This window comes from Parapedobacter lycopersici (assembly GCF_040395035.1).
Classification (GTDB): domain Bacteria; phylum Bacteroidota; class Bacteroidia; order Sphingobacteriales; family Sphingobacteriaceae; genus Parapedobacter; species Parapedobacter lycopersici_A.
Genome location: NZ_JBEBRB010000004.1, coordinates 13,391 through 36,554, shown reverse-complemented (window position 1 = coordinate 36,554; position 23,164 = coordinate 13,391). Strand labels below are relative to the sequence as shown.

The 23,164-nt window shown below is 49.9% G+C and carries 18 protein-coding genes; 7 read left to right on the top strand and 11 right to left on the bottom strand.

Annotation, left to right across the window (positions count from 1 at the left end; genetic code table 11):
* Positions 1-233: 233 nt before the first annotated feature.
* From ABWO75_RS02195 to ABWO75_RS02185, 3 genes are read right to left on the bottom strand one after another with little or no spacing between them, the layout of a single operon-like run.
* Entirely contained in the window at positions 234-1,100 is an 867-nt protein-coding gene (locus ABWO75_RS02195) for a DUF1735 domain-containing protein (protein ID WP_353182102.1), read from the bottom strand.
* 24 nt (positions 1,101-1,124) lie between these two features.
* Entirely contained in the window at positions 1,125-2,660 is a 1,536-nt protein-coding gene (locus tag ABWO75_RS02190) for a SusD/RagB family nutrient-binding outer membrane lipoprotein (protein ID WP_257656653.1), read from the bottom strand.
* A gap of 18 nt (positions 2,661-2,678) precedes the next feature.
* The gene (locus tag ABWO75_RS02185) at positions 2,679-5,804 is read right to left on the bottom strand and encodes a SusC/RagA family TonB-linked outer membrane protein (protein WP_353182100.1); all 3,126 of its coding nucleotides are present in this window, start codon (positions 5,802-5,804) and stop codon (positions 2,679-2,681) included.
* Between the two features lie 558 nt (positions 5,805-6,362).
* On the opposite strand from ABWO75_RS02185, the gene ABWO75_RS02180 reads away from it, so the two are divergent.
* Complete coding sequence (locus ABWO75_RS02180; protein WP_353182098.1) at positions 6,363-6,635, top strand: hypothetical protein; 273 nt, start codon at positions 6,363-6,365, stop codon at positions 6,633-6,635.
* Here the strand turns inward: ABWO75_RS02180 and ABWO75_RS02175 are convergent.
* From ABWO75_RS02175 to recQ, 6 genes are all read right to left on the bottom strand, one after another.
* A complete protein-coding gene (locus ABWO75_RS02175; RefSeq protein WP_353182096.1) occupies positions 6,628-7,920 on the bottom strand; it encodes a sensor histidine kinase in 1,293 nt (430 codons plus the stop codon). The two genes, ABWO75_RS02180 and ABWO75_RS02175, sit on opposite strands and share 8 nt — an antisense overlap.
* Before the next feature lie 9 nt (positions 7,921-7,929).
* Positions 7,930-8,604 (bottom strand): response regulator transcription factor, encoded by a 675-nt coding sequence (locus tag ABWO75_RS02170; protein WP_257656657.1) that lies wholly within the window; start codon positions 8,602-8,604, stop codon positions 7,930-7,932.
* 59 nt (positions 8,605-8,663) lie between these two features.
* The gene (locus ABWO75_RS02165) at positions 8,664-9,548 is read right to left on the bottom strand and encodes a bifunctional 5,10-methylenetetrahydrofolate dehydrogenase/5,10-methenyltetrahydrofolate cyclohydrolase (protein WP_257656658.1); all 885 of its coding nucleotides are present in this window, start codon (positions 9,546-9,548) and stop codon (positions 8,664-8,666) included.
* Positions 9,549-9,688: 140 nt separating this feature from the next.
* Positions 9,689-11,479, bottom strand: coding sequence for a translation elongation factor 4 (gene lepA, locus ABWO75_RS02160; RefSeq protein WP_257657027.1), 1,791 nt, complete (start codon positions 11,477-11,479; stop codon positions 9,689-9,691).
* Between the two features lie 161 nt (positions 11,480-11,640).
* The gene (gene kdsA / locus ABWO75_RS02155; protein ID WP_257656659.1) at positions 11,641-12,456 is read right to left on the bottom strand and encodes a 3-deoxy-8-phosphooctulonate synthase; all 816 of its coding nucleotides are present in this window, start codon (positions 12,454-12,456) and stop codon (positions 11,641-11,643) included.
* An 81-nt stretch (positions 12,457-12,537) separates the two neighbouring features.
* Positions 12,538-14,730, bottom strand: coding sequence for a DNA helicase RecQ (recQ, locus tag ABWO75_RS02150; protein ID WP_353182092.1), 2,193 nt, complete (start codon positions 14,728-14,730; stop codon positions 12,538-12,540).
* Positions 14,731-14,826: 96 nt separating this feature from the next.
* On the opposite strand from recQ, the gene ABWO75_RS02145 reads away from it, so the two are divergent.
* From ABWO75_RS02145 to ABWO75_RS02120, 6 genes are all read left to right on the top strand, one after another.
* The gene (locus ABWO75_RS02145; RefSeq protein WP_353182090.1) at positions 14,827-15,795 is read left to right on the top strand and encodes a KpsF/GutQ family sugar-phosphate isomerase; all 969 of its coding nucleotides are present in this window, start codon (positions 14,827-14,829) and stop codon (positions 15,793-15,795) included.
* Between the two features lie 72 nt (positions 15,796-15,867).
* On the top strand, positions 15,868-16,950 hold the full coding sequence (locus ABWO75_RS02140) for a mannose-1-phosphate guanylyltransferase (protein ID WP_257656662.1): 1,083 nt from the start codon (positions 15,868-15,870) through the stop codon (positions 16,948-16,950).
* 29 nt (positions 16,951-16,979) lie between these two features.
* On the top strand, positions 16,980-17,732 hold the full coding sequence (locus tag ABWO75_RS02135) for an enoyl-CoA hydratase/isomerase family protein (protein WP_353182087.1): 753 nt from the start codon (positions 16,980-16,982) through the stop codon (positions 17,730-17,732).
* Between the two features lies 1 nt (position 17,733).
* On the top strand, positions 17,734-19,659 hold the full coding sequence (locus ABWO75_RS02130) for an OmpA family protein (RefSeq protein ID WP_353182085.1): 1,926 nt from the start codon (positions 17,734-17,736) through the stop codon (positions 19,657-19,659).
* 57 nt (positions 19,660-19,716) lie between these two features.
* Positions 19,717-20,589, top strand: coding sequence for an SMP-30/gluconolactonase/LRE family protein (locus ABWO75_RS02125; RefSeq protein WP_353182083.1), 873 nt, complete (start codon positions 19,717-19,719; stop codon positions 20,587-20,589).
* A 102-nt stretch (positions 20,590-20,691) separates the two neighbouring features.
* Positions 20,692-21,126, top strand: a complete 435-nt coding sequence (locus ABWO75_RS02120) for an acyl-CoA thioesterase (RefSeq protein ID WP_257656666.1) — start codon at positions 20,692-20,694, stop codon at positions 21,124-21,126.
* 68 nt (positions 21,127-21,194) lie between these two features.
* Here ABWO75_RS02120 and ABWO75_RS02115 read toward each other — a convergent pair whose 3' ends face one another.
* Both ABWO75_RS02115 and ABWO75_RS02110 read right to left on the bottom strand, forming a co-directional pair.
* Entirely contained in the window at positions 21,195-21,635 is a 441-nt protein-coding gene (locus tag ABWO75_RS02115; protein ID WP_353182081.1) for an Hsp20/alpha crystallin family protein, read from the bottom strand.
* 125 nt (positions 21,636-21,760) lie between these two features.
* Complete coding sequence (locus ABWO75_RS02110; protein WP_353182079.1) at positions 21,761-23,161, bottom strand: FAD-binding oxidoreductase; 1,401 nt, start codon at positions 23,159-23,161, stop codon at positions 21,761-21,763.
* Positions 23,162-23,164: the final 3 nt, after the last annotated feature.

Below are 23,164 nucleotides of genomic sequence, written 5' to 3'. Positions count from 1 at the left end.
TAAATAAATCAGCATAGCCGTTTTTCAAATGAGGAGCTAAATAATTAACTAAAAGAGGTGTTAACCACATTCCTGCGTATGCGTAAGTTTTGATATCAATTGTATCTTTTTCAGTTAAAATTGTAGGATTATAAGTCCCAGTCAGCAATAATGATAATAATAGTATATTCAAAACACAAGGGGCGATCTCAACCGAATTGAGATCGCCCCTTGTGTTTAATATACTGAATTAATTAATTTCTGACGGCCGTCTCATCAAACGTATAGCCACCGCCAAGAATGGTAAACTTCACGTGGAAGCCGTTGTCATCGTAGCTGCTTTCTACAACCGTCGCACCATATGAGGAACCTTTGGTTGCATCTGCGTATGCTCCAACAGTTATGGTACCATCTTCGTTGAAGGTATATTCGGTATAACCCGAAAAATAACCGCCGATGCCATCTTTGCTCACCGTTGTCGCATCAATCGTTGGCATATAAACATCTTCAGTAGTTGTTGTATTTGCTCCGCCGGTAATCACAGAAGTAAAGGAGTAATCAGCCTCAAATGCACTTTGTGCAACAAACTGGATTAACATATCTTTAAAATTACCGCTGATCAAATACCCAGTCTGATCTACGCTGGCGATCTGGAACCCAAGTGCATATTGAGCTTCCAGTAACGCACTTGGGTTAAAAGCAATTTTAACCGGTGTAGTCACCGAACGGCTACCCCTCGGAATGGTAACGGATAAGCCTCCTTCAATTGAAAATTGATCCGAAGGAAAGCCAACAAGCTCACCGCCATTGGCTTCATTCCAGTTATCGATGATCGCTGCACTGTTATCCAAGGTCAGGTTTACGGTGATGTCTTCACTTGCAGGTTCCTTCGAAGCTAAACCTACCGTTAGGGTACTAAAAACGGTATCCTTATCTTCCGGAACAAACGAAGCAGCAATGACATGTGTACCGCTTGCGGACGGAAGCTCGATAATTCGGTTACTTTCAATGGCATCTTCATTAATACCATACTCGAGGTTCTCGATATTCTCATCTTTCAAACACGATGAGAGACCCAAGGCCATGATAGCCATAGGGAGTATTTTATATCCTATTTTCATATTCATAATTTTAATGGGTTGTCACTATTTGTCCCAGAAAACAGCGGATGTCTGCGCATCAATGGTTCCCTGAGCCGCTACATTTTCCGCGTTATAACTATACTCATTCTGAGGATAGAGCAACCGCAATGGAATATGCCGCCCGTTCCGGCTCGGTGAAAGTGACAAAGGTACGTTAGGAATGCCTAACCGCCGATAGTCAACCCAGGCCTCAAAATTGTTAATACCGGGTAACGCCAGGTATTTCTGGGTGATGATGAGGTTGATCTTATCACCTGCATTATCCCAGCTTACAATGTTATCTGATTGTGCGAGGTAACCGGCAGCTTCGTCTTCCGCATTTTCTACGCCCAGCCAAATGAAGGATTCGGTCACCGCATCATTATAAGCCTGGTGCGCATCACCACTGATCCACCCGCGTTGAGTAGCTTCGGCCTGGAGAAAGAGACTTTCAACAGAAGTAAACAGCCATTGGGGTTGTGTGGGACTTTTAGCCAGTCCGGGACCAGCCACCTCGGATGAGTTAACGCCCTTAGGGTTATCCGGATTGGGGTCAACAAAACCAAAGTCATAACCAAAATAATCGTTACCATCCAGGGGTTCGCGGGCTGCATTGAATACATACTGATACCGGATATCGTCGTTATCCATATACAGATCAAGCAGGTAATTGTTAGCCCGGTTAAAGTTATCGATAAGTGTTCCGGTATGATCCCGCAGATAGGTATTATAAAATGGATTTTGCTTGTATTCGTCTTCGGCATAACCTGGGTTCACTTCGGCGGTCTCGCCACTCATCAGGAAACCGCTTCCATCGGCCTGAATGGCATTTAGTTGGTCGGCGGGCGGCGTAGTTCCAAATACCTCAGACTGGCGGATCAACAATTTTAAGCGTTGGGTGTTCACCAATTTGCGCCACATCTGTGCGTCACCATGAAACATAATATCAGCCGTTTCAATACCCGGATTGGCCAAAGGATCCATAGACGCAAACAGGGAAGCCGCCTCGTCAAGCTGAAGGAGCAGATCATTATAAATATCCTGCCCGCTATCGTATGCCGGCGAAATATATTCTTCCATGTTAAGGGCCTGTGTATAGGGTACATTATTGTACTGGTCAACCAAATACATAAAACCGATCGAGCGGATAACTTTCGCGACGGCTACGTAAAAAGTCTGCCCCTCTTCAGTAGCCTTCCGTTCCATGACCTTCGCATCCATCAGGATGTCATACCAGGAAACTGTAGGATAGGTGACCGTGGTATTGCCATTTACCCATTCGTCCTGCTCGTATGTAGTTGTAAGATCATAATTCTCCAAGGGATTGCTCGGTCCATAGGACCCGGATCTTGCCCAATAACCCATCCAATGTGCGGCATAATCATATGACGTTGCCATTTTGGAAGCCGTTGCGTTCAACACCGATGGCAACAACAGATTAGGCTGCATCGACTCATCCGTAGGGTTGTTCGGGTTATCGTTAATATCAAAGAAGCTATCCTTACATCCTGCCGCTAGAAAAACCAGCAGAATCAAAAAGCTATATTTTAAATTTTTCATCGTTTTATTTTTAAAGTCTTAGAATCTAACGTTTACATTAAACCCAAAGTTCCTGACCGGCGGATTAGACCGTGAATCGACAATACCAAAGATATTATCGTAATCTGCATCCACGCTATTGAAGTCAGGATCGTTGAACTTGTTTTCTTTGGGCACCCATATAAACAGGTTCCTGCCCGTTACAGCAACAGACAAGCCCTTTACGACGCCAAGTTTAGCAAGAATATGCTCTGGGAAGCTATAAGATAACGACAATTCCCGCATACGCCAAGCTGCTGCACTTACAATAAAGTTAGATGCCGCATCACGGTATACACCAGTGAAGAAGTCGTTTACGTTTGCTACGGTAATATCCGTGTTTGGCAGGTAAGTGCCGGGATTTGCCGGATCCTCATACGAAGAATTCGGAAGCACGAAACGCTCCCTATTGTTTACGGCCGTTGCCTCGCCTACACCAGTCCATGCCATGTCAGTGCCCTGACCAAAAAAGGATGCGTTATGGCCGCCCTTGTATTCAAGCAGCGCGGATAAACTGAAGCCTTTCCAATTGACGGAAGGATTTAAGCCGATAATCCACAGGGGCATGGTGCGGCCAAATATTTTATTATTCGGGTCCACAGAGGGATAACCGGAAATGCGATCAACAATGATACGTCCCTGATCATCTCTCAAATAATCCGTCGCTTTGTGAACGAAAGCGGGAAGGCCCACAATTGCAGAGTTTCCGGATGCAATGTACCCGCCGATATTCACTTCGCCTCCCAACGCAGGGTGAACACTGGTCACTTTGCTATCATTGTACAACGCGTTGGCCCGGAAATTGACGCTACCGTCCGTAAATTTAACCAGCGGTGTAAAACCAAGGTCCAACTCTATACCTTTATTGACAAACGAGGCCGCATTTAAATTGGCAAAGTTATAACCGGTGGCATCCGATGTCCTAACACTAATAATCTGATCCGTGTTCTTCTGATAAAAATAGGTTGCCTCCAATGTAATCCGGCCATTCAGGAATGCGGATTCAATACCGGCTTCTGTGCTATTAATAAACTCCGGATTGAGGTTCGCATCATATGTCGTATTTCCGGCTGAAAATCCAGGCAGTGATCCGAAGGGGAATCCCGTATAAGGGGGCTGCCTATAAATAGCTGCCAATGAATACGGGGCAATATCGGCATTACCCGTTTTGTTCCACGCACCCCTCAGCTTTAAATAAGTCAACCCATTACCTTTCAGTGCGGGAACCGCATCTGTCAGCAGGATGGATCCACTGACACCTGGGTAAAAATAAGAGTTATTCGCTAATGAGAGTAATGAGGTTTGGTCATTCCGTCCGGTGACCTCAATGTTCGCCCAGCCTCTAAAACTTAATCCTGCGCTACCGTAAACGGAAAATAATCTGGACCGACTAAAGGTTGACTGTCCTGAAAGGCTTCCGGTACGGTTACCGATATTATACAGTTCGGGAACCACCAAGTTACCTGCACCTACCTCGGTATCGCGGTATTCCGTCTGCCGCAGGTAGGTTCCTAAAATAGCCGTAATTCTAAAATCATCATTCAGCTCCTTGTCAAGGGAACCGAACAGTTCTGACGACAGCCGCGTATAAGAATACGGCTGTTCCTCTACCGTGCCGGGGATTAACGTAAAGGACCTGCTAAGGCCATATTCATTAGGTACTTCCCCTTTAGAGTAGTTTCTGTCGATCCTGGTTTGGCTGGTTATACCGGCACGGTAGGTAAAATTAAGCCATTCCGTTGCCTGGAATCCAAGTTTCAGGTTGGCCAACACATCCTGCCGTTTCCCCTCACGCCGCCAGTTATCAATTGCAAAGTATGGATTTAATCCATAGTCATTAAAATAGCCATTATAATCGGAAAATGGGTCTGTATCAAAATTCTTATACCTGGACAACGGAATATGGGCTGGCGTATTAAATATCTGCGCCATCAGACCATCATTACCGCCAACATTCTGTGCCGTAAAATAATCACCCATACCTTCGTCATGGAACAACTTATAGTTCATCTGACTATAGTTGATATTCAGTCCGGCATCAAATTTTCCGTACTCACGGCTTGCATTCAGGCGAACGCTTGTCCGGCGATTTTTATCACCCGGAACGATGCCCTTTACGTTGGCATCTTGCAGGGATAAGAAAAAGTCGCTTGTAGACAACGAGACACCATTTTGTATCGTAACGCCGGTATCGAAGAAATCCTGTCGCTCATCAGTTGCACTGTAGGGTACCGTTTGCACGCTTCCGTCAGGCAATGTATGTCCGATTTCTTTGGTGGAACCGTCATAAGCAGGTCCCCACGACCAGTTTTCATACGGGATGTAGGATCCATATCCACCTGAACCAAATTTTTTCTGGAGTTTAGGAAAAAAGGAAATCTGTTGGAACTGGGTTGCGTGGCTGACGTTGATTACCGGTGCGTCTGATCCATGCTTTGTGGTCACCACAATCACCCCGTTACGGGCATCCGGGCCATAGATGGCTGCTGAAGAGGAACCTTTAAGCACCGAGATATTCTCGATATCATTCGGATTAATCGAAGCAAAGTAACTGATCGGGGTCGGAACACCGTCCAGTACCAATAACGGATCGTTATTCCCCGTCAGTGAGCGGATCCCGCGCAGGTTGATGTTCACATCCTCAAACACGCCACTGCTGATGGTCGTCACGTTTAATCCGGATACTTTACCCTGCAATCCATTGACGGCATTGACGGCATTGACCTGGGTCAGTTCTTCGTTGCCTACGGACGTAGCGGCATAGCTCAATTCATTCTTGGGCCGAGCAATACCGAGTGCAGTAATCACCACTTCGGATAACTCCGCTGATTCCAGCGCTAAGGCCACGTCAATGGAGTTGGCCGAACCCACGGATATGGTTTGCGATGCGTATCCCAGGATACTGAATGTCAAGGATTGGCTTCCAGAAGGAACCACAATGGAATAAACACCACTGCCGTCTGTTGCTGTACCGGAAGTAGTCCCTGTGACAACAACAGACACACCTGATAGGGGTTCACCATCTACTTCGGCCGTCACCCTACCACTGATCCTTCTGTCTTGGGCATATGCCGAACCAATCAGCAATACACCCAACATTAGGAAACATAGTAATTTTTGTTTCATGCGTTTGTGAATTTGGTTAAAAATATAGTTGAATAATAAAGCGTTGATGTTGTATTTGGACAATCCCTTACGGGATCAGGTAGCTTGCTATCCCTGGTATCGGTTAAACATAGCAAAACGTATCCACGACCGGATACTATTCGCCTGGTTTAATGACAAGGCAATACGTTCCAAGTTGGAAAAACGGCATCATTACCGTCTTAATAAATTTGCTTTCTGATGTGGTCAACTGGGACATTGCCTTCCTTCAAATTGCAATGCAACTGTTTAGCTCTTGGGTGCTATCATAGGTACAATATCGATTTAGCATGACCTTATACCAATGATTTGAGTACAATACCCCTTCCGTGTGCGTAAACTGTGCTTGGTTTTTGTGTGTTCTTATTTGTTCGCCAAAAATACGATATGGTACTGTATAAGCAAAATTTTATGAAAGAAAAAGTTAAAAATAGTTAAAATTTTATGCAAAGCTTCGCTACATATTAGCTATAAGCGGTTTAAATCCACATTTGCATGCTGCGGAATTTTAACCTAATTTTAGTCCCAAATCATAACATTATGCGTGCAAAGACCCTTTTTGTGATCATTGTAACTGTTTTGGTGACAATTATCCTCATGAAAAACATGGATGAGGTCAATTTTTGGATATTTGGCGTGCGGACGGTCCCGAAGCTGGCTGTATTGGGCACCATGTTTTTTATCGGAGCCGTTGTAGGCTTTCTGATCGGGCGACCAAAAAGACGCCCGCCCCTACCGGAACGCCAGGAGGATCCGGTTACCGGTGGATCACCCCAACCATTGGATGATCCCGACCGCGACTACATCAGTTAACGGCAGCGGGCCGGGGCTCCCGATGAAACGTAAAACCATGCAATCCGTTTTCGTAATGGTACGTCACCTGAATATGATAGAACTGAACAATGGACCGTACAATGGCTAAACCAAGGCCAGTGGATGCCGGATTATCCGGTGTACGGTGAAAACGCATGAAAATCTCGGTGGTTTCCAACGACTTTGCTTGTCCGGTATTCGTAATGCTGAATCCGTTTTCTTCTATACGGATCTGAATATGACCGCCTGGATGGTTATGTATGATGGCATTTTTCACCACGTTTGTAATTAAAATATCAGCCAGGTCTGCATTGAAAGACCACACCAGAGAAGCCTGCTCCGTAATGTCCACACGGATATCTTTATACTCCAGAAGCTCCCCGAAATCATCGGTCTGCTGGCGCAGCAACGCATTGAAATCGATAGCCTCTTCACGGGCAAACTGCCTGTTTTCTATTTTGGAAAGCAGCAGCAATGCCTTATTCAGCCGGGTAAGCCGCTCAAGGTACTGGATGGCGTTTGCCAGTAACTGTGTCTGCTCCTCGGTGCCGTAATGCTGCTCCAGCAATAATTCCAGTTTATTCATTGCAATGGCCAGGGGCGTCTGCAATTCATGTGACGCGTTTTCAATAAACTGTTTCTGTTGCTGAAATGCGGCAATATTGGCTTTAAGCAATTCGGCGACGGTTTCATTCATGTCCCTGAATTCGGATACCCGCGTTTGCGGTGGATTGAATGACTTGTCCTCGCCCAGCTTAAAAAGGCGGAGTTCGTCCTGTAATTCATAAAAAGGACGCCAGATTTTACGCAGCACCCAGTTGTTGATAATAAACGCACTGGCAATCACGGCCACATAGAGCCACAGCAGCGCATGCATCAAATCGGCGACGAGGTCATCCTCCTCTACCATGGAAGCAATGATTTTCAGCTGGTAGTACCGGTCATCCGGTGTCGAAAAATAGGTGGTCAGCATACGGACGGTTTCCAGGCTTTCCTCATACTCCATATACATGGCTGTATCCTTGAATGCTTCCGTGGCCATTATGGCCTTTTCCTTTGCAATCGGCCGGATGGCGTAGTTACTCTCTCCAAAATAATTTTTCCCGAGCAATGTCGTGTCCGTGCCTGCCTTTTGGATGATCAGGATCTTGTAGTTTTCCAATCCGTCCTCAATGCTGTCGTACACTTCGTCCATCATGCCGATATAAAAGACAACCGCCCAGATGCTGAGAATAAAAATCAGGGAAGCGGATAAATACAGCAATGTATGATTGAGCAGTTTCATCCAGCGGGATTATACGGTCAGCTTATATCCTACGCCGTATATGGCCTGTATCTCCAGGTCGGCGCCGCAGTCTTTCAGCTTCTTGCGAAGGTTTTTAATCTGGGAGTAAATAAAATCAAAGTTATCGGCATTATCAATATGGTCGCCCCACACATGTTCGGCTAACGCCGACTTATGGATCAGGCGGTTTTTATTGACCACAAAAAAAGCCATGATATCAAATTCCTTTCGGTTGAGCCGGATGTCGTTGCCATTAATCTGCAGCGTGCGGTCATCGAAATTAAGCTCCATGTTGTTTATCCGCACCATATTGCGGCCATCCAGTGCTTTTCTTCTGAGCACCGCCTTGATCCGGGCATTGAGCTCGGCCAGGTGGAACGGCTTGGTCAGGTAATCGTCGGCGCCCAGGTCCAGGCCCTCCAGTTTATCATCCAGCGAGTCCTTGGCAGAAATAACGATCACGTTTTCCTGTTTTTCCAGCAATTTCAACATCCGGAGTATGTCCAGTCCATTGCCGTCCGGGAGGCCCACATCCAGCAGAATACAGTCGTAGTCATACAGGGAGATCTTTTCCTTTGCTGAATGGAAATCCGAGGCAGATTCGACCAGGTACTGCTCCTTGCGGAGAAACTGGATGATATTTTCCCGCAGGTCCGCTTCATCTTCGATAATCAGTATCTTCATTTCAATTGCTCATGAAATGGTAAAGATAAAGCCAAATTCGGTAAAAAGACTGGAAAATATCAGCGTGGGTAAATGGTCCCTTTGGCCGCCTCCAGGGTGTTCTTTAACAGCCCGATAATGGTCATCAGGCCGACCCCGCCCGGTACCGGCGTAATCCAGGAGGCCTTTGGTGCCACCCCGTCGAAATCTACGTCACCGTAAAGCTTATATCCCGATTTGGTCTGTGTGCTGGTTTCGCGATTGATGCCGACATCGATCACAATGGCGCCGGGTTTTACCATGTCGGGGGTGATAAAATGTTTCTTGCCGATCGCGGCCACCACAATGTCCGCACGGCGGACCTCCTCCGTGATGTTTTTGGTACGGCTATGGGTCAGCGTTACCGTGCAGTTGCCCGGGACGCTGTTACGGGCGAGCAGGATACTCATGGGGCTGCCCACGATATTGCTTCGTCCCACGACGACGGCATGCAGTCCGGCGGTATCAATCCGGTAATGGTCCAGCATCAGCATCACACCATAGGGCGTGGCCGGAATAAAGCACGGCAGGTTACGCTGCATACGGCCAAGGTTTACCGGATGGAATCCATCCACATCTTTCCGGTAGTCGATGGCTTCGGTAATCCGTTCGGGATTGATGTGCGCCGGCAGCGGGAGCTGCACAATAAGGCCGTCTACCCGATCGTCGGCATTGAGCGATTCGATTTTGGCAATCAGCTCAGCTTCCGTCACATCCGCTTCATAATGGATGTTCGTGGATTCAAAGCCTACCAACTCGCAATTGCGCATTTTACTGGCTACGTACGTTTCGCTCGCACCGTCATGCCCCACTAATATAGCCACCAGGTGCGGTTTCCTTCCTGTGGATGCCATAAAAGCCGCAGCTTCCTGCTTAATATCTTCCTTGATCTTTGCCGATACGAGTTTGCCGTCGAGTAGTTCCATATGCTATGCTTGCTTTTGGCCTTTGGTTTTACACTTCAAGCCATCTTCATTATTAATTTAATTACAACTCCCTAATTGCCTGTTTATATATTTATTATCGCCTATTTATCAGTCGACAGTTACTTACCGGGAAACTAAAATTAATCCAGCTTCAGGACCGCCATAAATGCCGACTGCGGGATCTCCACGTTACCCACCTGGCGCATGCGTTTCTTTCCTTTTTTCTGCTTTTCCAGTAATTTACGTTTCCGCGAGATGTCCCCGCCGTAACATTTCGCCGTCACGTCCTTACGCAGTGCCCGGATGTTTTCCCGTGAAATAATTTTGGCTCCGATAGACGCCTGGATGGCAATCTCGAATTGCTGCCGTGGCAGCAGTTCTTTCAGCTTTTCACAGATCTTTTTACCGAAATCGTAAGCATTGCTGCGGTGGATCAACGAAGAAAGCGCGTCGACAGGTTCGCCATTCAGCCGGATATCCAGTTTTACCAGGTCGGATTGCCGGTAACCGATCTGATGGTAATCAAATGAGGCATAGCCTTTGGATATGGTTTTCAGCTTATCGTAAAAATCAAACACGATTTCGCCCATTGGCATCTCAAACACCATCTCCACCCGGTCGGCCGTCAGGTAAGACTGGTTGATAATGACACCCCGTTTCTGGATACACAGCGACATTACTGAACCCACAAATTCGGCCTTTGTAATGATATTCGCTTTAATGTAAGGTTCTTCCACGTAATCCAGCTTACTCGGATCCGGCAGGTCAGACGGATTATGCACAATGATTTCCTCCTGATCTTTCGTCAGGTAGGCTTTGTACGATACGTTCGGGACGGTCGTGATCACCGTCATATCAAATTCGCGTTCGAGGCGCTCCTGGATGATTTCCATATGCAGCATACCCAAAAAGCCGCATCGGAAACCGAACCCCAGCGCTGCGGATGATTCCGGTTCAAAAACAAGCGACGCGTCGTTCAGCTGCAGGCGGTGCATGCTTTCGCGCAGCTCCTCGAAATCCTCCGTATCTACCGGATAGATACCGGCAAACACCATGGGCTTTACTTCTTCAAATCCTTTGATGGCAACTTGGCTCGGCCGGGCCACGTGGGTAATGGTATCCCCCACTTTCACCTCCCGGGCTTCCTTAATGCCGGAAATGATATACCCCACGTCCCCTGTCTGGATCAGCTCTTTGGGAACCTGATTGAGCTTTAGCGTACCAATTTCATCCGCCACATATTCCTTGCCTGTGGCAATGAATTTCACTTTATCGCCCTTCCGAATCACACCGTTTTCAACCTTAAAATAGGCCATGATACCCCGGAACGAATTAAAAACGGAATCAAAGATCAACGCCTGCAACGGTGCCTCCGGATCACCAACCGGTGGCGGGACGCGCTCCACGATGGCATTCAGGATATCCTGCACACCCAGGCCGGTCTTGCCGGAAGCGGGGATAATATCTTCTCTTTTGCCACCGATCAGTTCAATGATCTGGTCCTTCACCTCTTCGGGCATCGCCCCCGGAAGGTCCATTTTATTGAGTATCGGTATAATTTCCAGGTCGTGTTCCAATGCCAGGTACAGGTTGGAAATAGTCTGTGCCTGTATCCCCTGGGAGGCGTCCACAATGAGTAATGCACCTTCACAGGCAGCAATTGAGCGGGATACTTCGTAGGAAAAATCCACGTGACCGGGCGTATCGATCAGGTTCAGGGTATAGGGCTGCCCGTCTTTAATATAATTCATCTGGATGGCGTGGCTCTTGATCGTAATGCCACGCTCCCGTTCCAGGTCCATGTTGTCCAAAAGTTGCGCCTGCGCCTCCCGCTGGCTGATGGTCGCTGTCACCTCCAGCAACCGATCAGCGAGTGTGCTTTTACCGTGGTCAATATGTGCGATAATGCAAAAGTTGCGGATGTGCTTCATATAAATCGACTTCAAACGGCAAAGATATGGTTTTGACGTAATATTTCCATCCGATTATAGCATAACAAAATGACCAATTGCTTTCGCAAAACCCACGGAACCGCGGATTGTCTTTCGTGCGCCCCCGCACCTCTGCTAAAACACCGTTTAGCCGGCTGCGCTTACCGGATTGCTTCCCTTATCCGCAGCAATTTCTCCAGCAGGCCCTCCAGCAGATCCAGGTGCAGCATGTTGGCCCCGTCGGATTTGGCGTTTGCTGGGTCCGGGTGGGTTTCAATAAAAAGTCCGTCGGCACCAACGGCAATGGCGGCCTTGGAAATGGTCTCGATCAGGGCAGGTTTACCGCCGGTAACGCCCGAAGATTGGTTGGGCTGCTGCAGGGAATGCGTACAGTCCATCACAACCGGTACACCGAAACCCCGCATCTCCGGGATACCCCGGAAATCCACCACCAGATCCTGGTAACCGAACGTATTTCCCCGATCGGTCAGCAGTACCTTGCTGTTGCCGGAATCGATTACCTTGTCGACCGCGAACCGCATGGCATCCGCGGAAAGGAATTGCCCTTTTTTTATGTTGACGGTCTTCCCTGTTTTTGCCGCCGCACTGAGCAATTCGGTTTGCCGGCAGAGGAATGCCGGAATCTGAAGCACATCTACATACTCGGCAGCCATGGCCGCCTCGTGGCTTTCATGGATATCCGTTACCGTGGGCACCCCGAATTCCCGGCCCACCCGGGCCAGTATACGAAGCGCTTTTTCATCGCCGATGCCGGTAAACGAATCCACACGGGAGCGATTGGCCTTTCGATAGGACCCCTTGAAAATGTAGGGAATGGCGAACCGGTCCGTAATGGCTACAATGCGTTCCGCAATGCGCAGTGCAATTTCTTCGCCTTCAATTGCGCATGGACCGGCCATAAGGAAAAAATTCGGGGAATCGGCATGGTTGATGCCGGGAATATGCTGCTGAATCATCTTTTTTCGCTTAGTATTAACCATATAATCAGCCGGTCGGGGTTAATTGACCCGGACAGCTAAAAGCCTGCGGCTAATGGCTTAATTACCCAATTCTGACATAAACTTAATCCGCATGAGCTGGATTTCCTCATACGTATAATCATCTGTGCCTAACTCACGCAGGGCTTCTTCAACGGAGTCCACTTCGGCACTTCGGAAATAGTCAAATACTTCGTCCTGCCGGTCCTCGTCGATAAGCTCGTCGACAAAATAAGCCAGGTTAAGTTTTGTGCCGGAGTTGACAATCGACTCCACCTCGCGGAGCAGGTCTTCATAGCTGATGCCTTTTGCCGAAGCGATGTCCTCCAAACCGATTTTACGGTCGATATTCTGGATAATAGAAACTTTTAACGCCGATTTATTGGCCGTTCCCTTAATCACCAGATCCTGGGGCCGGTCAATTTCATTTTCCGTCACATATGTCTTGATCAGCTCAACAAACTGCCCGCCGAATTTCATTGCTTTACCTGCGCCCACGCCGTGGATCTGCTTCAGCTCGTCCAGCGTAACGGGGTAGTGTGTACACATCTCGTCCAGCGACGGATCCTGGAAAATGACAAATGGCGGCAGCCCTTTTTGCTTGGCTATTTTCTTTCTGAGGTCCCTTAACAACTGCAACAGCTGGGTATCCACGGCGCTGCTTCCCTGTTGCAGCACTTCCTCCGCCCCATCCTCTGATGCGGTCTCCATTGGCTTGTTCAGGATGAATTTGATGTGATACGGATTTTCGATGAACCGCTTACCTGTTTCGGTCAGTACAAGCAGTCCGTAGTTATCGATATCTTTCGCCAGAAAATTATTCAGCACGGCCTGCCTTACCAATGACTTCCAGTAAAAAGAGCCATGCTCCTTTCCGCTCCCGAATGAGGGGTGCACATCGTGCTTATACGAGGATATGGGTTGGTTATTCTGCCCCATAAACACGTTGATAATGTGATGATCATCAAATTTATCACCCTGCTGCTGTATAAACTTCAGCATATCCAGCAGTGATTCATCCGCATCAAAATATACCCGTTCCGAACTGCAGTTATCACACATGCTGTTGCAGCCGGTTTCATCAAAGTTCTCTCCGAAGTAATGCAGGATCTGCTTGCGGCGGCACACGGAAGACTCGGAATAGTCAATCACCTCCTTCAGGATCTGCGTACCGATTTCGCGCTCCGATACCGGCTTATCTTTCATGAATTTGGTCAGTTTCTCAATATCCTTCTCCGAATAAAAAGCCAGGCAGTGACCCTCGCCCCCATCGCGTCCCGCACGACCGGTTTCCTGATAATAACCCTCCATGCTTTTCGGGATATCATGGTGGATCACATAACGCACATCGGGTTTATCGATGCCCATTCCAAAGGCAATGGTGGCTACGATAACATCTACGTCTTCCATCAGGAATTTATCCTGTGTATCGGCCCGGGTTTTTGCATCCAGGCCCGCATGGTACGGCAACGCGCGGATGCCGTTGATGTTTAGGACCTCTGCAATCTCCTCTACCTTTTTCCGGCTCAGGCAATAAATGATGCCCGATTTGCCGGTATTATTCTTGATGAACCGGACGATCTCCTTGACCACATTCCGCTTCGGGCGGACTTCATAATAGAGGTTCGGCCGGTTAAAGGACGATTTAAATAAAGTGGCGTCGTTCATCTGCAGGTTCTTGCGGATGTCCGATTGCACCTTGGGTGTCGCTGTGGCGGTAAGGGCAATAACCGGAATGTTTTCGTCAATGGAGTTGATCACCTGCCTGATCTTACGGTATTCCGGCCGGAAATCATGCCCCCATTCCGAAATACAATGGGCTTCATCCACCGCAACAAACGAAATGGTAATCAGCTTCAGGAATCCGATGTTTTCAGCTTTTGCCAACGATTCCGGGGCCACATAAAGCAATTTGGTTTTGCCCGATACCACATCCTGCCGTACACGGGTTACTTCACTCTTGTTCAGCGACGAGTTGAGGAAATGCGCAATGCTATCATCCCCGCCAAACGACCGCAGCTGGTCAACCTGGTTTTTCATTAATGCGATAAGCGGCGAAATCACAATGGCAGTGCCCTCACTCATCAATGCCGGTAATTGGTAGCAAATGGATTTCCCCCCGCCGGTAGGCATGATCACAAAGGTGTCCTTCTTCTGTAAAATGTTGGTGATTATGGCCTCTTGGTCGCCCTTGAATGTGTCAAAACCAAAAAATTCCTGTAAATTATCAAAAAGTATTTTCTCGATTTCCATTTCGCCCTTCGCAAAATAAGCCAGACTGATAACTAAATAATGCCCAAAATAACATATTTTTGCGCATATCAGTATCTAAAATTATAAAATATATTTGTGAAAAGCAATTCCGAAATCAAAAATATTGCAACCGCTGTGCTGACCGAAGAAGCCGCCGCATTGAGCCAATTGACGGCCCGGATTGACGACGGTTTCGCAGCCGTGGTTCAGGCTATAATCGGCCTTAAAGGCCGGGTAGTGCTCACGGGGATCGGGAAAAGCGCCATTATCGCCCAGAAAATCGTGGCCACATTGAATTCTACCGGTACGCCGGCTATTTTTATGCATGCGGCCGACGCCATACACGGTGATCTCGGCATGATCCAGGCGGATGACCTCGTGATGGCCATCTCGAAAAGCGGCAATACCCCCGAAATCAAGGTATTGGTTCCCCTGTTGAAACAGACTGGCAATCAGTTGGTGGCCATGGTAGGCAACACCGACTCTTACCTGGCGCAACAGGCAGCATTCATATTGGATACGACCGTAGAGAAAGAGGCCTGCCCGCATAACCTTGCCCCCACCACCAGCACCACGGCCCAGCTGGCCATGGGTGATGCGCTGGCCATTGCACTGCTGGAATGCCGGTCGTTCAGCGACCGCGATTTTGCCCGTTTCCATCCGGGCGGCGTACTGGGCAAACGGTTATACCTTAAGGTGGCCGATCTGGCGGAACAGAACAGCAAGCCCAGTGTAGGACCAGATACACCCGTGAAGGAAGTGATCGTTGCAATTACCCAGCATCGGCTGGGCGCGGTTGCCGTTGTGGCAGACAACCGCCTGGCCGGCATCGTTACGGATGGGGACATCCGCCGCATGCTCGAAAAGTACAGTCACATCGATCAGCTGACAGCCGGACAGATCATGAGCCAGTCGCCCAAAACCGTCCGCCGCGACGAACTGGCGGTCAACGCGTTTGAGTTGATGCGCCGGTACAACATCACGCAACTGCTGGTGGTAAATGACGATCAGGTTTACGACGGGATCGTACACCTGCACGACCTGCTGCGGGAAGGGATCATTTAAACGATAATAGGTAGCAACCGGCCAACACCGATTGCTGAAAACAGAGCGTATATCAATAACTAATTTATTCCCATGAAAAACCACTATGCTGTGATCATGGCGGGAGGGGTCGGAAGCCGGTTCTGGCCGATAAGCCGTACCAACCTGCCAAAGCAGTTTATCGATATGATGGGCACCGGGAAAACGCTGGTGCAGGCCACTTACGACCGTTTCCGCAAGATTGTTCCCGAACGCAACATCTTCATAGCCACGAATGAGTCATATGCCGACCTGGTGCTTCAGCAACTTCCGAAACTGACTCCCAACCAGCTGATATTGGAGCCCATTATGCGCAATACCGCGCCTTCCATTGCCTATGCCAGCCACAAGATCCAGCAGCTGAACCCCGACGCCACCATCGTGGTGGCCCCCGCGGACCACCTGATTCTGGAAACCGACGAATTTGTGCGCAACATCGTGAAGGGATTGAATTGCGCGGCCAGCAACGACTGGCTGATCACCCTGGGCATCAAGCCTTCCAGGCCCGACACCGGATATGGTTATATCCAGTATGGCAAAAGCGCGTCCGTGCCGGGTTTCAAAAAAGTAAAAACCTTTACCGAAAAGCCCAACCTGGAACTGGCTAAAACATTTCTCCAAAGCGGTGATTTCCTCTGGAATGCCGGTATTTTTATCTGGTCGGCTAAATCCATCATCGCCGCCTTTGACAAATACCAGACGGAAATGAATGACGTATTTAAGGAGGGTGATGACGTATATAACACGGACCGGGAAGCCAAGTTCATCTCCGGTGCTTTTGTACGCTGTGTCAATATTTCCATTGATTTTGCCGTAATGGAAAAAGCCGACAACGTTTATGTGCTTCCGGCGGACTTCGGCTGGTCGGACCTGGGTACCTGGACTTCGGTATATGAGCTGGCGGAAAAGGACTACCTCGGTAATGTTGCCTCCTCGTCCGAAAATGTCATCGTATACGATACCTCCAATTGCATGATTCACACCCCAAAAGACAAACTGGTTATTATCAAGGGGCTGCATAATTTCATTGTCGTTCAGTCGGACGACACATTAATGATCTGCCCGCAGGACCAGGAACAGGGGGTCAAACAGGTTGTCGCGGATGTAAAAGATAAATTCGGGAATAAATACATTTAATCATACTGCATCCAAAAACATAGTCCTTTATGGAACCGGGGTTTGTCAAAACGGAAATTAATGCAAGCGGCCTGGCGGTGATCACCTTCAGCCACCCCGCACACAATGCATTGCCCTCCGCCCTGCTCAGCGGCCTGGCTGACCAGATCAATGACGCCGGCACCCGGAAACAGACCCGGCTTATCCTATTGCAGAGCGCCGGTGAAAAGACATTCTGTGCCGGGGCGAGTTTTGACGAATTACAGGCCATCCCTGATGAGACGGCGGGGAAGGTTTTTTTTTCCGGGTTCGGCAGGGTCATCAATGCCATACGCAGCTCGCCAAAGCTCGTTATTGGTCGGGTGCAGGGCAAGGCTGTTGGCGGCGGCGTGGGACTTATTGCGGCGTGTGATTACTGCCTCGCAACGGAAAATGCCGCCATCAGACTCAGCGAGATTGATCTCGGCATTGGCCCGTTTGTCATCGCCCCCGCCATTGAACGGAAAGCCGGCATTTCAGCGCTGACCGTGCTATCGCTTAATCCCACCCGGTTTTTCGACGCCCACTGGGCAGCACAACATGGACTGCTGCATGGCATACAGCCTGATATTACGGCACTGGATGCTGCCATAGGGGAATTAGCTACTCAGCTGATGGACAAAAGCCAGTCGGCACTTACCGCGCTTAAACAGACCCTGTGGCGCGGTACCGACGACTGGGACGAGCTGCTTGACAGGCAGGCGGCCATCAGCGGACGTTTAATCGTTGGCCCGGAGGCCCGGAGCCGGTTGACTAATACCTGATATGATGTTTCCGCTAAGATCCAGCTGCTTACTGATCATGTTCCTGTGGTTATGCGGAATGCTGGCATCCATGCCGGGATATGCACAGCTGCATTCGGATAACAGGCAGGCACAGCGGGCATTTGAAAAAGCGGCTACCCAGCTCCGGAACGGCCAGTATGATGAGGCGGCCGCTTCGCTCCGGTCGGCGGTGGACGCTGACACTGGTTTTGCCGCAGCACACCAGCAGCTTGGCGATCTCTATAGGCGGCAAAAGGCCTACGAACAGGCGATACCGCATTACGAAAAAGTGACGCAACTGGCACCTGAGTTAACTCCGTTAACCTGGTTCGGCCTTGGCGAAAGCCTCCTGCTCACCGGCCAGTATGCCGAAGCGCGCACGGCACTGCAGCGGTATGCTGCAACACCGGGCGCAGCGACTGAAACGGTGCAGGCTGCCCGGAAATATATCGCCGACTGCACGTTCAGCCTGCAGGCCCTCGGACAACCGCTGCCGGTCCGGCTACAAAACCCTGGAGCTGCCATCAACAGTGAATATGATGAGTACTTTCCGAGGCTTACGGCCGACCTGCAAACGATCATTTTTACCCGAAAGACAGCAAACAGGGAGAATTTCTACGAAAGCATACGCGACAGCAGCGGCAACTGGCAGCCGGCGGCCCTGCTGACGGGCGCGATCAATTCGACTTCCTACAATGAGGGTGCACACTGCATCTCGCCGGACGGCAAGTACTTGTTTTTTACGGGATGTAACCGTCCCGGAGGACTGGGCAGCTGTGACATCTACCTATCCCGGCGTGAGGGCAGTGGGTGGGGCACACCGCATAACCTCGGAGCGCCGGTCAACACACGGGGGTGGGAAGCGCAGCCGACACTCAGTGCCGATGGCCGTACGCTGTATTTCGTCAGCAACCGCGCCGGCGGGCAGGGTGGCTACGACATCTGGCGGACTTCCCTTCAGGAAAACGGGCAATGGGGCACGCCCCTGAACCTGGGACCGGAGGTAAACACGCCCGGTAACGAGAGCTCGCCTTATATCCATGCCGACAACCGGACGCTTTATTTCGCGTCGGACGGCTGGCCGGGGTTCGGTGAAAAGGACATCTTTAAAACCGCACTGGACACTTCCGGAAACTGGGGACCTCCCGTCAATCTTGGCTCCCCAATCAATGACCATCGGGAGCAAAGCGCATTTTCCGTCAGCATGAATGGCAAGCAGGCCGCTTTTGCCTCCCGCAGACCGGATGCCCTCGGCGGACTGGACATCTATTTTGTTTCGCTTCCGGAAATCCTGCGACCACACCCGGTAGCCTATCTGAAGGGAACGGTAGTGGATACGGAGACGGATACCCCCTTGCAGGCATTGGTAACGATAACCGATATCCAGACAAACCAGGTGCTGTATCGGGAGCAGGCGGATTACGAAGACGGCACTTTCCTTGCGCCCCTCCCCTTCGGAGAAACATACGCACTTCATGTCAGGCAGCCGGGATACCTCTTTTTTTCCGAACATTACCCACTCAACGACCCGGCGAAACTGAACGATGCATATGAAGTCCGCATTGCGCTGTCGCGGATCAAAACGGGTAAAACGGAAACATTGAATAACATCTTTTTCGATTACGACGACTATCGCCTGCTGCCCCAGTCAGAAAGTGACATCAAAAACCTGGTCGACTTCCTGGTACTGAACCCGTCCGTCCGGATCGAGATCGGCGGGCATACAGACAATACGGGTGATGCGGCTTACAACCAGCGGTTGTCTGAAAACCGGGCTAAAGCGGTACATCATTACCTGATTAATGCGGGTATCGCACCGGCAAGGTTAAGTTACAGGGGTTACGGTCTCTCACAGCCCGTGGCCACCAATGAAACGGCCGAGGGCCGGCAGCTCAACCGCAGGACCGCGTTCAAGATCGTCGAATAGGTATTTGGCAGGAGCCGGATAATTTTTTAGCTTTGGATGAATAGACAAACCGGAATTATGGCACTACGACATTACTTTTTGCTGCTTGCGGCACTGGCCGTTACCCAATCGGGCCTAGCCCAGGTTACCTCCGATACACTTCGGCTGGTTGGCGACCAGTTCAGCTTTACCGAAGGCCCGGCAGCAGACAGGGCCGGCAACGTGTTTTTTACCGACCAGCCGAATAACCGTATCTGGAAATACGGGATTGATAGCAACCTTTCGGTATTTATGGAAAACGCAGGGCGCTCCAATGGGTTGTATGTCGACCGGGAAGGTTTTCTGATTGCCTGTGCCGATGAGCACAACGAGCTGTGGCGCATCGGTATGGACGAGAGCCTGGAGAAATTAGCTACGGGGTACCGTGATTCGGTATTCAACGGCCCCAACGATGTATGGGTCTCCCCTGCCGGACTGATTTATTTCACCGACCCTTATTATCAGCGCGACTACTGGGAACGCACCGCGCCCGATATGCAGGCGCAGGCATTGTATGTTTACCACAAAGGACAGGTGAAACGTCTCGACGACGCATTTAAGCAGCCGAATGGCATAATCGGGACACCCGATGGCAAATTCCTGTATGTCGCCGATATCGGTGACAGTAAAATTTACCGCTACCGCATCCGCCGCGACGGCTCCCTTTCCGACAAACGGCTTTTTGCACCCCAGGGCTCCGACGGAATGACCATTGATGAACAGGGAAACATCTACCTGACCGGAAAAGGTGTAACCGTGTACGACTCCGATGGCAACCAAATTGACCACATCCCGGTACCGTCGGGCTGGACCGCCAACGTGTGTTTCGGCGGCCCGGAACGTGATTTTCTCTTTATTACGGCACGTGACAAAGTATTTACGCTCAAAATGAACGTAAAGGGGGTTAAATAGACGGCGCGCATGATACGCTCCCGCGAACGCCTGCTCTCTTTACGATTGTATTAGCTCCCGTCGGTTACTTGCGGTATCCGGTTTTCTTCTTAAGTTTGGGTTATGGATCATATCTTTTACGAAGGACAGGTAATCTGGGCACAGATTGATGCGAACAGGCATTTACGGCATTCCGCTTATGCCGACCTGTGTGCACAGGCCCGGAGCAACATGCTCCAGCTGCTCGGAATACCACTTGACAAAATTGCCGAGGCCGGGATCGGTCCCGTTTTATTCCGGGAGGAACTGGTTTACCTGAAGGAAATCAAACTGAATGAATACGTTAAGGTTGTGGTACTGCTGGTTAAATACAATCCTGCCAATTCCAGGTTCACGTTCCGGCACGAAGTTTACCGCGCCGATGGGGTCAAAAGTGCGGTGGTTACCGTTGACGGGGCATGGATGGACATTGTCCGGCGCAAACTTACCCCGCTGCCGGATGCGTGGCGGGACCTGGCCAACCGGCTGCCAAAAAGCGAAGATTACGAAGAAGCATAGACGGTACAATGAAAAATCCCGCTGGATTGTTTTTCCAGCGGGACTTGCCAACGAACAAGGTTATTCCCTTATTTTACGTCAATCAGTCGCGAAGCCACCTTTGCTTCTTCCCGTTTCCCGACCAGTACTTTCAATACACCGTCCTGGTAGGCGGCATCGATCTTACTGTGGTCAATGCTGTCGGGCAGCGTAAAAGACCGGGTAAAGGAACTGTAGCTATACTCCCGTTTACTGTACTTCCGGTCGTCAGCCGCTTGCTCACTCTTCTTTTCCGCTGAAATAGTCAGCACGTCCTTATCCACATTGATCTTAAAGTCGCCCTTCTCCAGACCCGGCGCAGCCAGCTCGATTGCATAGGCGTCGGCCGTTTCGGCAATGTTCACTGCCGGTACGCGGGAAACAAGCCGGTCTGAAATAAAGGAATCGTTAAATAACGAATCAAAAAGATTGTTTGTCCAGGAATCTACTGCCCTGTTTGAATTACCGTTTGAAAATTTTACTAATGCCATTTTTATATCTCCTTTTAAATAAATAACGCTAACATCCCGTCTTCAAATGGTATTCCACTCGATAATAATGCGGAAAACAAAGACATTATGTCATTATTTTGGGTTTAAAGGTGACATAAAGTCATTTATTGATGTATTTTTCCCGGATTCATGATGCCGTGAGGATCAAAAACCTGTTTGATACCACGCATCAGCGACAACTGGAGTTCGTTATATTTAATGGGCATATATTCGCGCTGCACCCAGCCGATGCCGTGTTCGCCGGAGAGGGTGCCGCCCAGCGAAACAGCCAATGTGAAAATTTCCCGGATACCGTCCTTCAGCCGGTGGTGCCAGTCGTGATCATTCATTGCACCTTTAATAATGTTCACATGCAGATTGCCGTCGCCGGCATGGCCATAGCAGACCGACTCAAATCCATAAGTCGCACCAATGGCCTTGATTCCGGCAATCAGTTCGGGAAGCCTGGCACGGGGCACCACGGTATCCTCTTCTTTATACACGCTGTTTGATTTAACCGACGGACCGATACGGCGCCGCATATTCCAGAGTGTTTCCTGGTGTGATGCCGTATCAGCCAGCAGCGTATCCAGGCATCCGTGCGCATCCAGCACCGCATTGATCTGCTCGCACTGCAAAAACAGTTCATCCATCCGGTCCCCGTCCACTTCAATCAACAGTATTGCCTGCGCATCGGGCGGCATGTCTACAGTTATCCCTTCGTATTGGCTGACCCACTCCACTGCCCGGCGTTCCATGAATTCGAGTGCCGAAGGCGTCTGGCCAGCCTGGAAAATCGCCGATACCGTCCTGCACGCAGCTTCATTGGTCGGAAACGATGCCAGCATCAGCATCGTTTGCTTTGGTCGGGGCACTAATTTCAGTACCGCCCCGGTAACAATGCCCAGGGTACCCTCCGAACCGATAAACAATTGGGTAAGATTATAACCGGAAGCATATTTAATCGTATTGGCCCCTGTCCATATCACGTCGCCGGATGGCAGCACCACCTGGAGGTTGAGCACATATTCGCGGATGGTCCCGTATTTTACCACCCGAGGTCCCCCGCTGCCATGCGCAATGTTTCCGCCGATCTGGCACGAGCCTTTGCTGGCGGGATCGATCGGATATAATAATCCTTTTTCGGCAACCGCCTGCTGCAGCACTCCGGTAATCACACCCGGCTCCACATAGGCCTGCAGGTTATCCGTGTCGATCGAGATAATCCGGTTCATCCTTTCCATGGAAATCATCAGGCCTCCATGAACAGCCAGGCTTCCCCCGCTCAGGCCTGTACCCGCGCCCCGTGGCGTAACGGGAATGCACTGGGCATGGCATAGCTTCAGCAGGGCAGCTACCTGTTCAACCGTTTCGGGAAGCACCACCAGTTCCGGCGCAAACCGCAGGTCTTCGGTCTGATCGTGGCAATACGGTTCGAGGTCGGCGGAAGGCGTAACGATGAGCCGTTCGGGCAGGATCGCGCGGATTTCGTTTAAGACGGTCGCTGAAATTTCCTGGTATGCCATCGG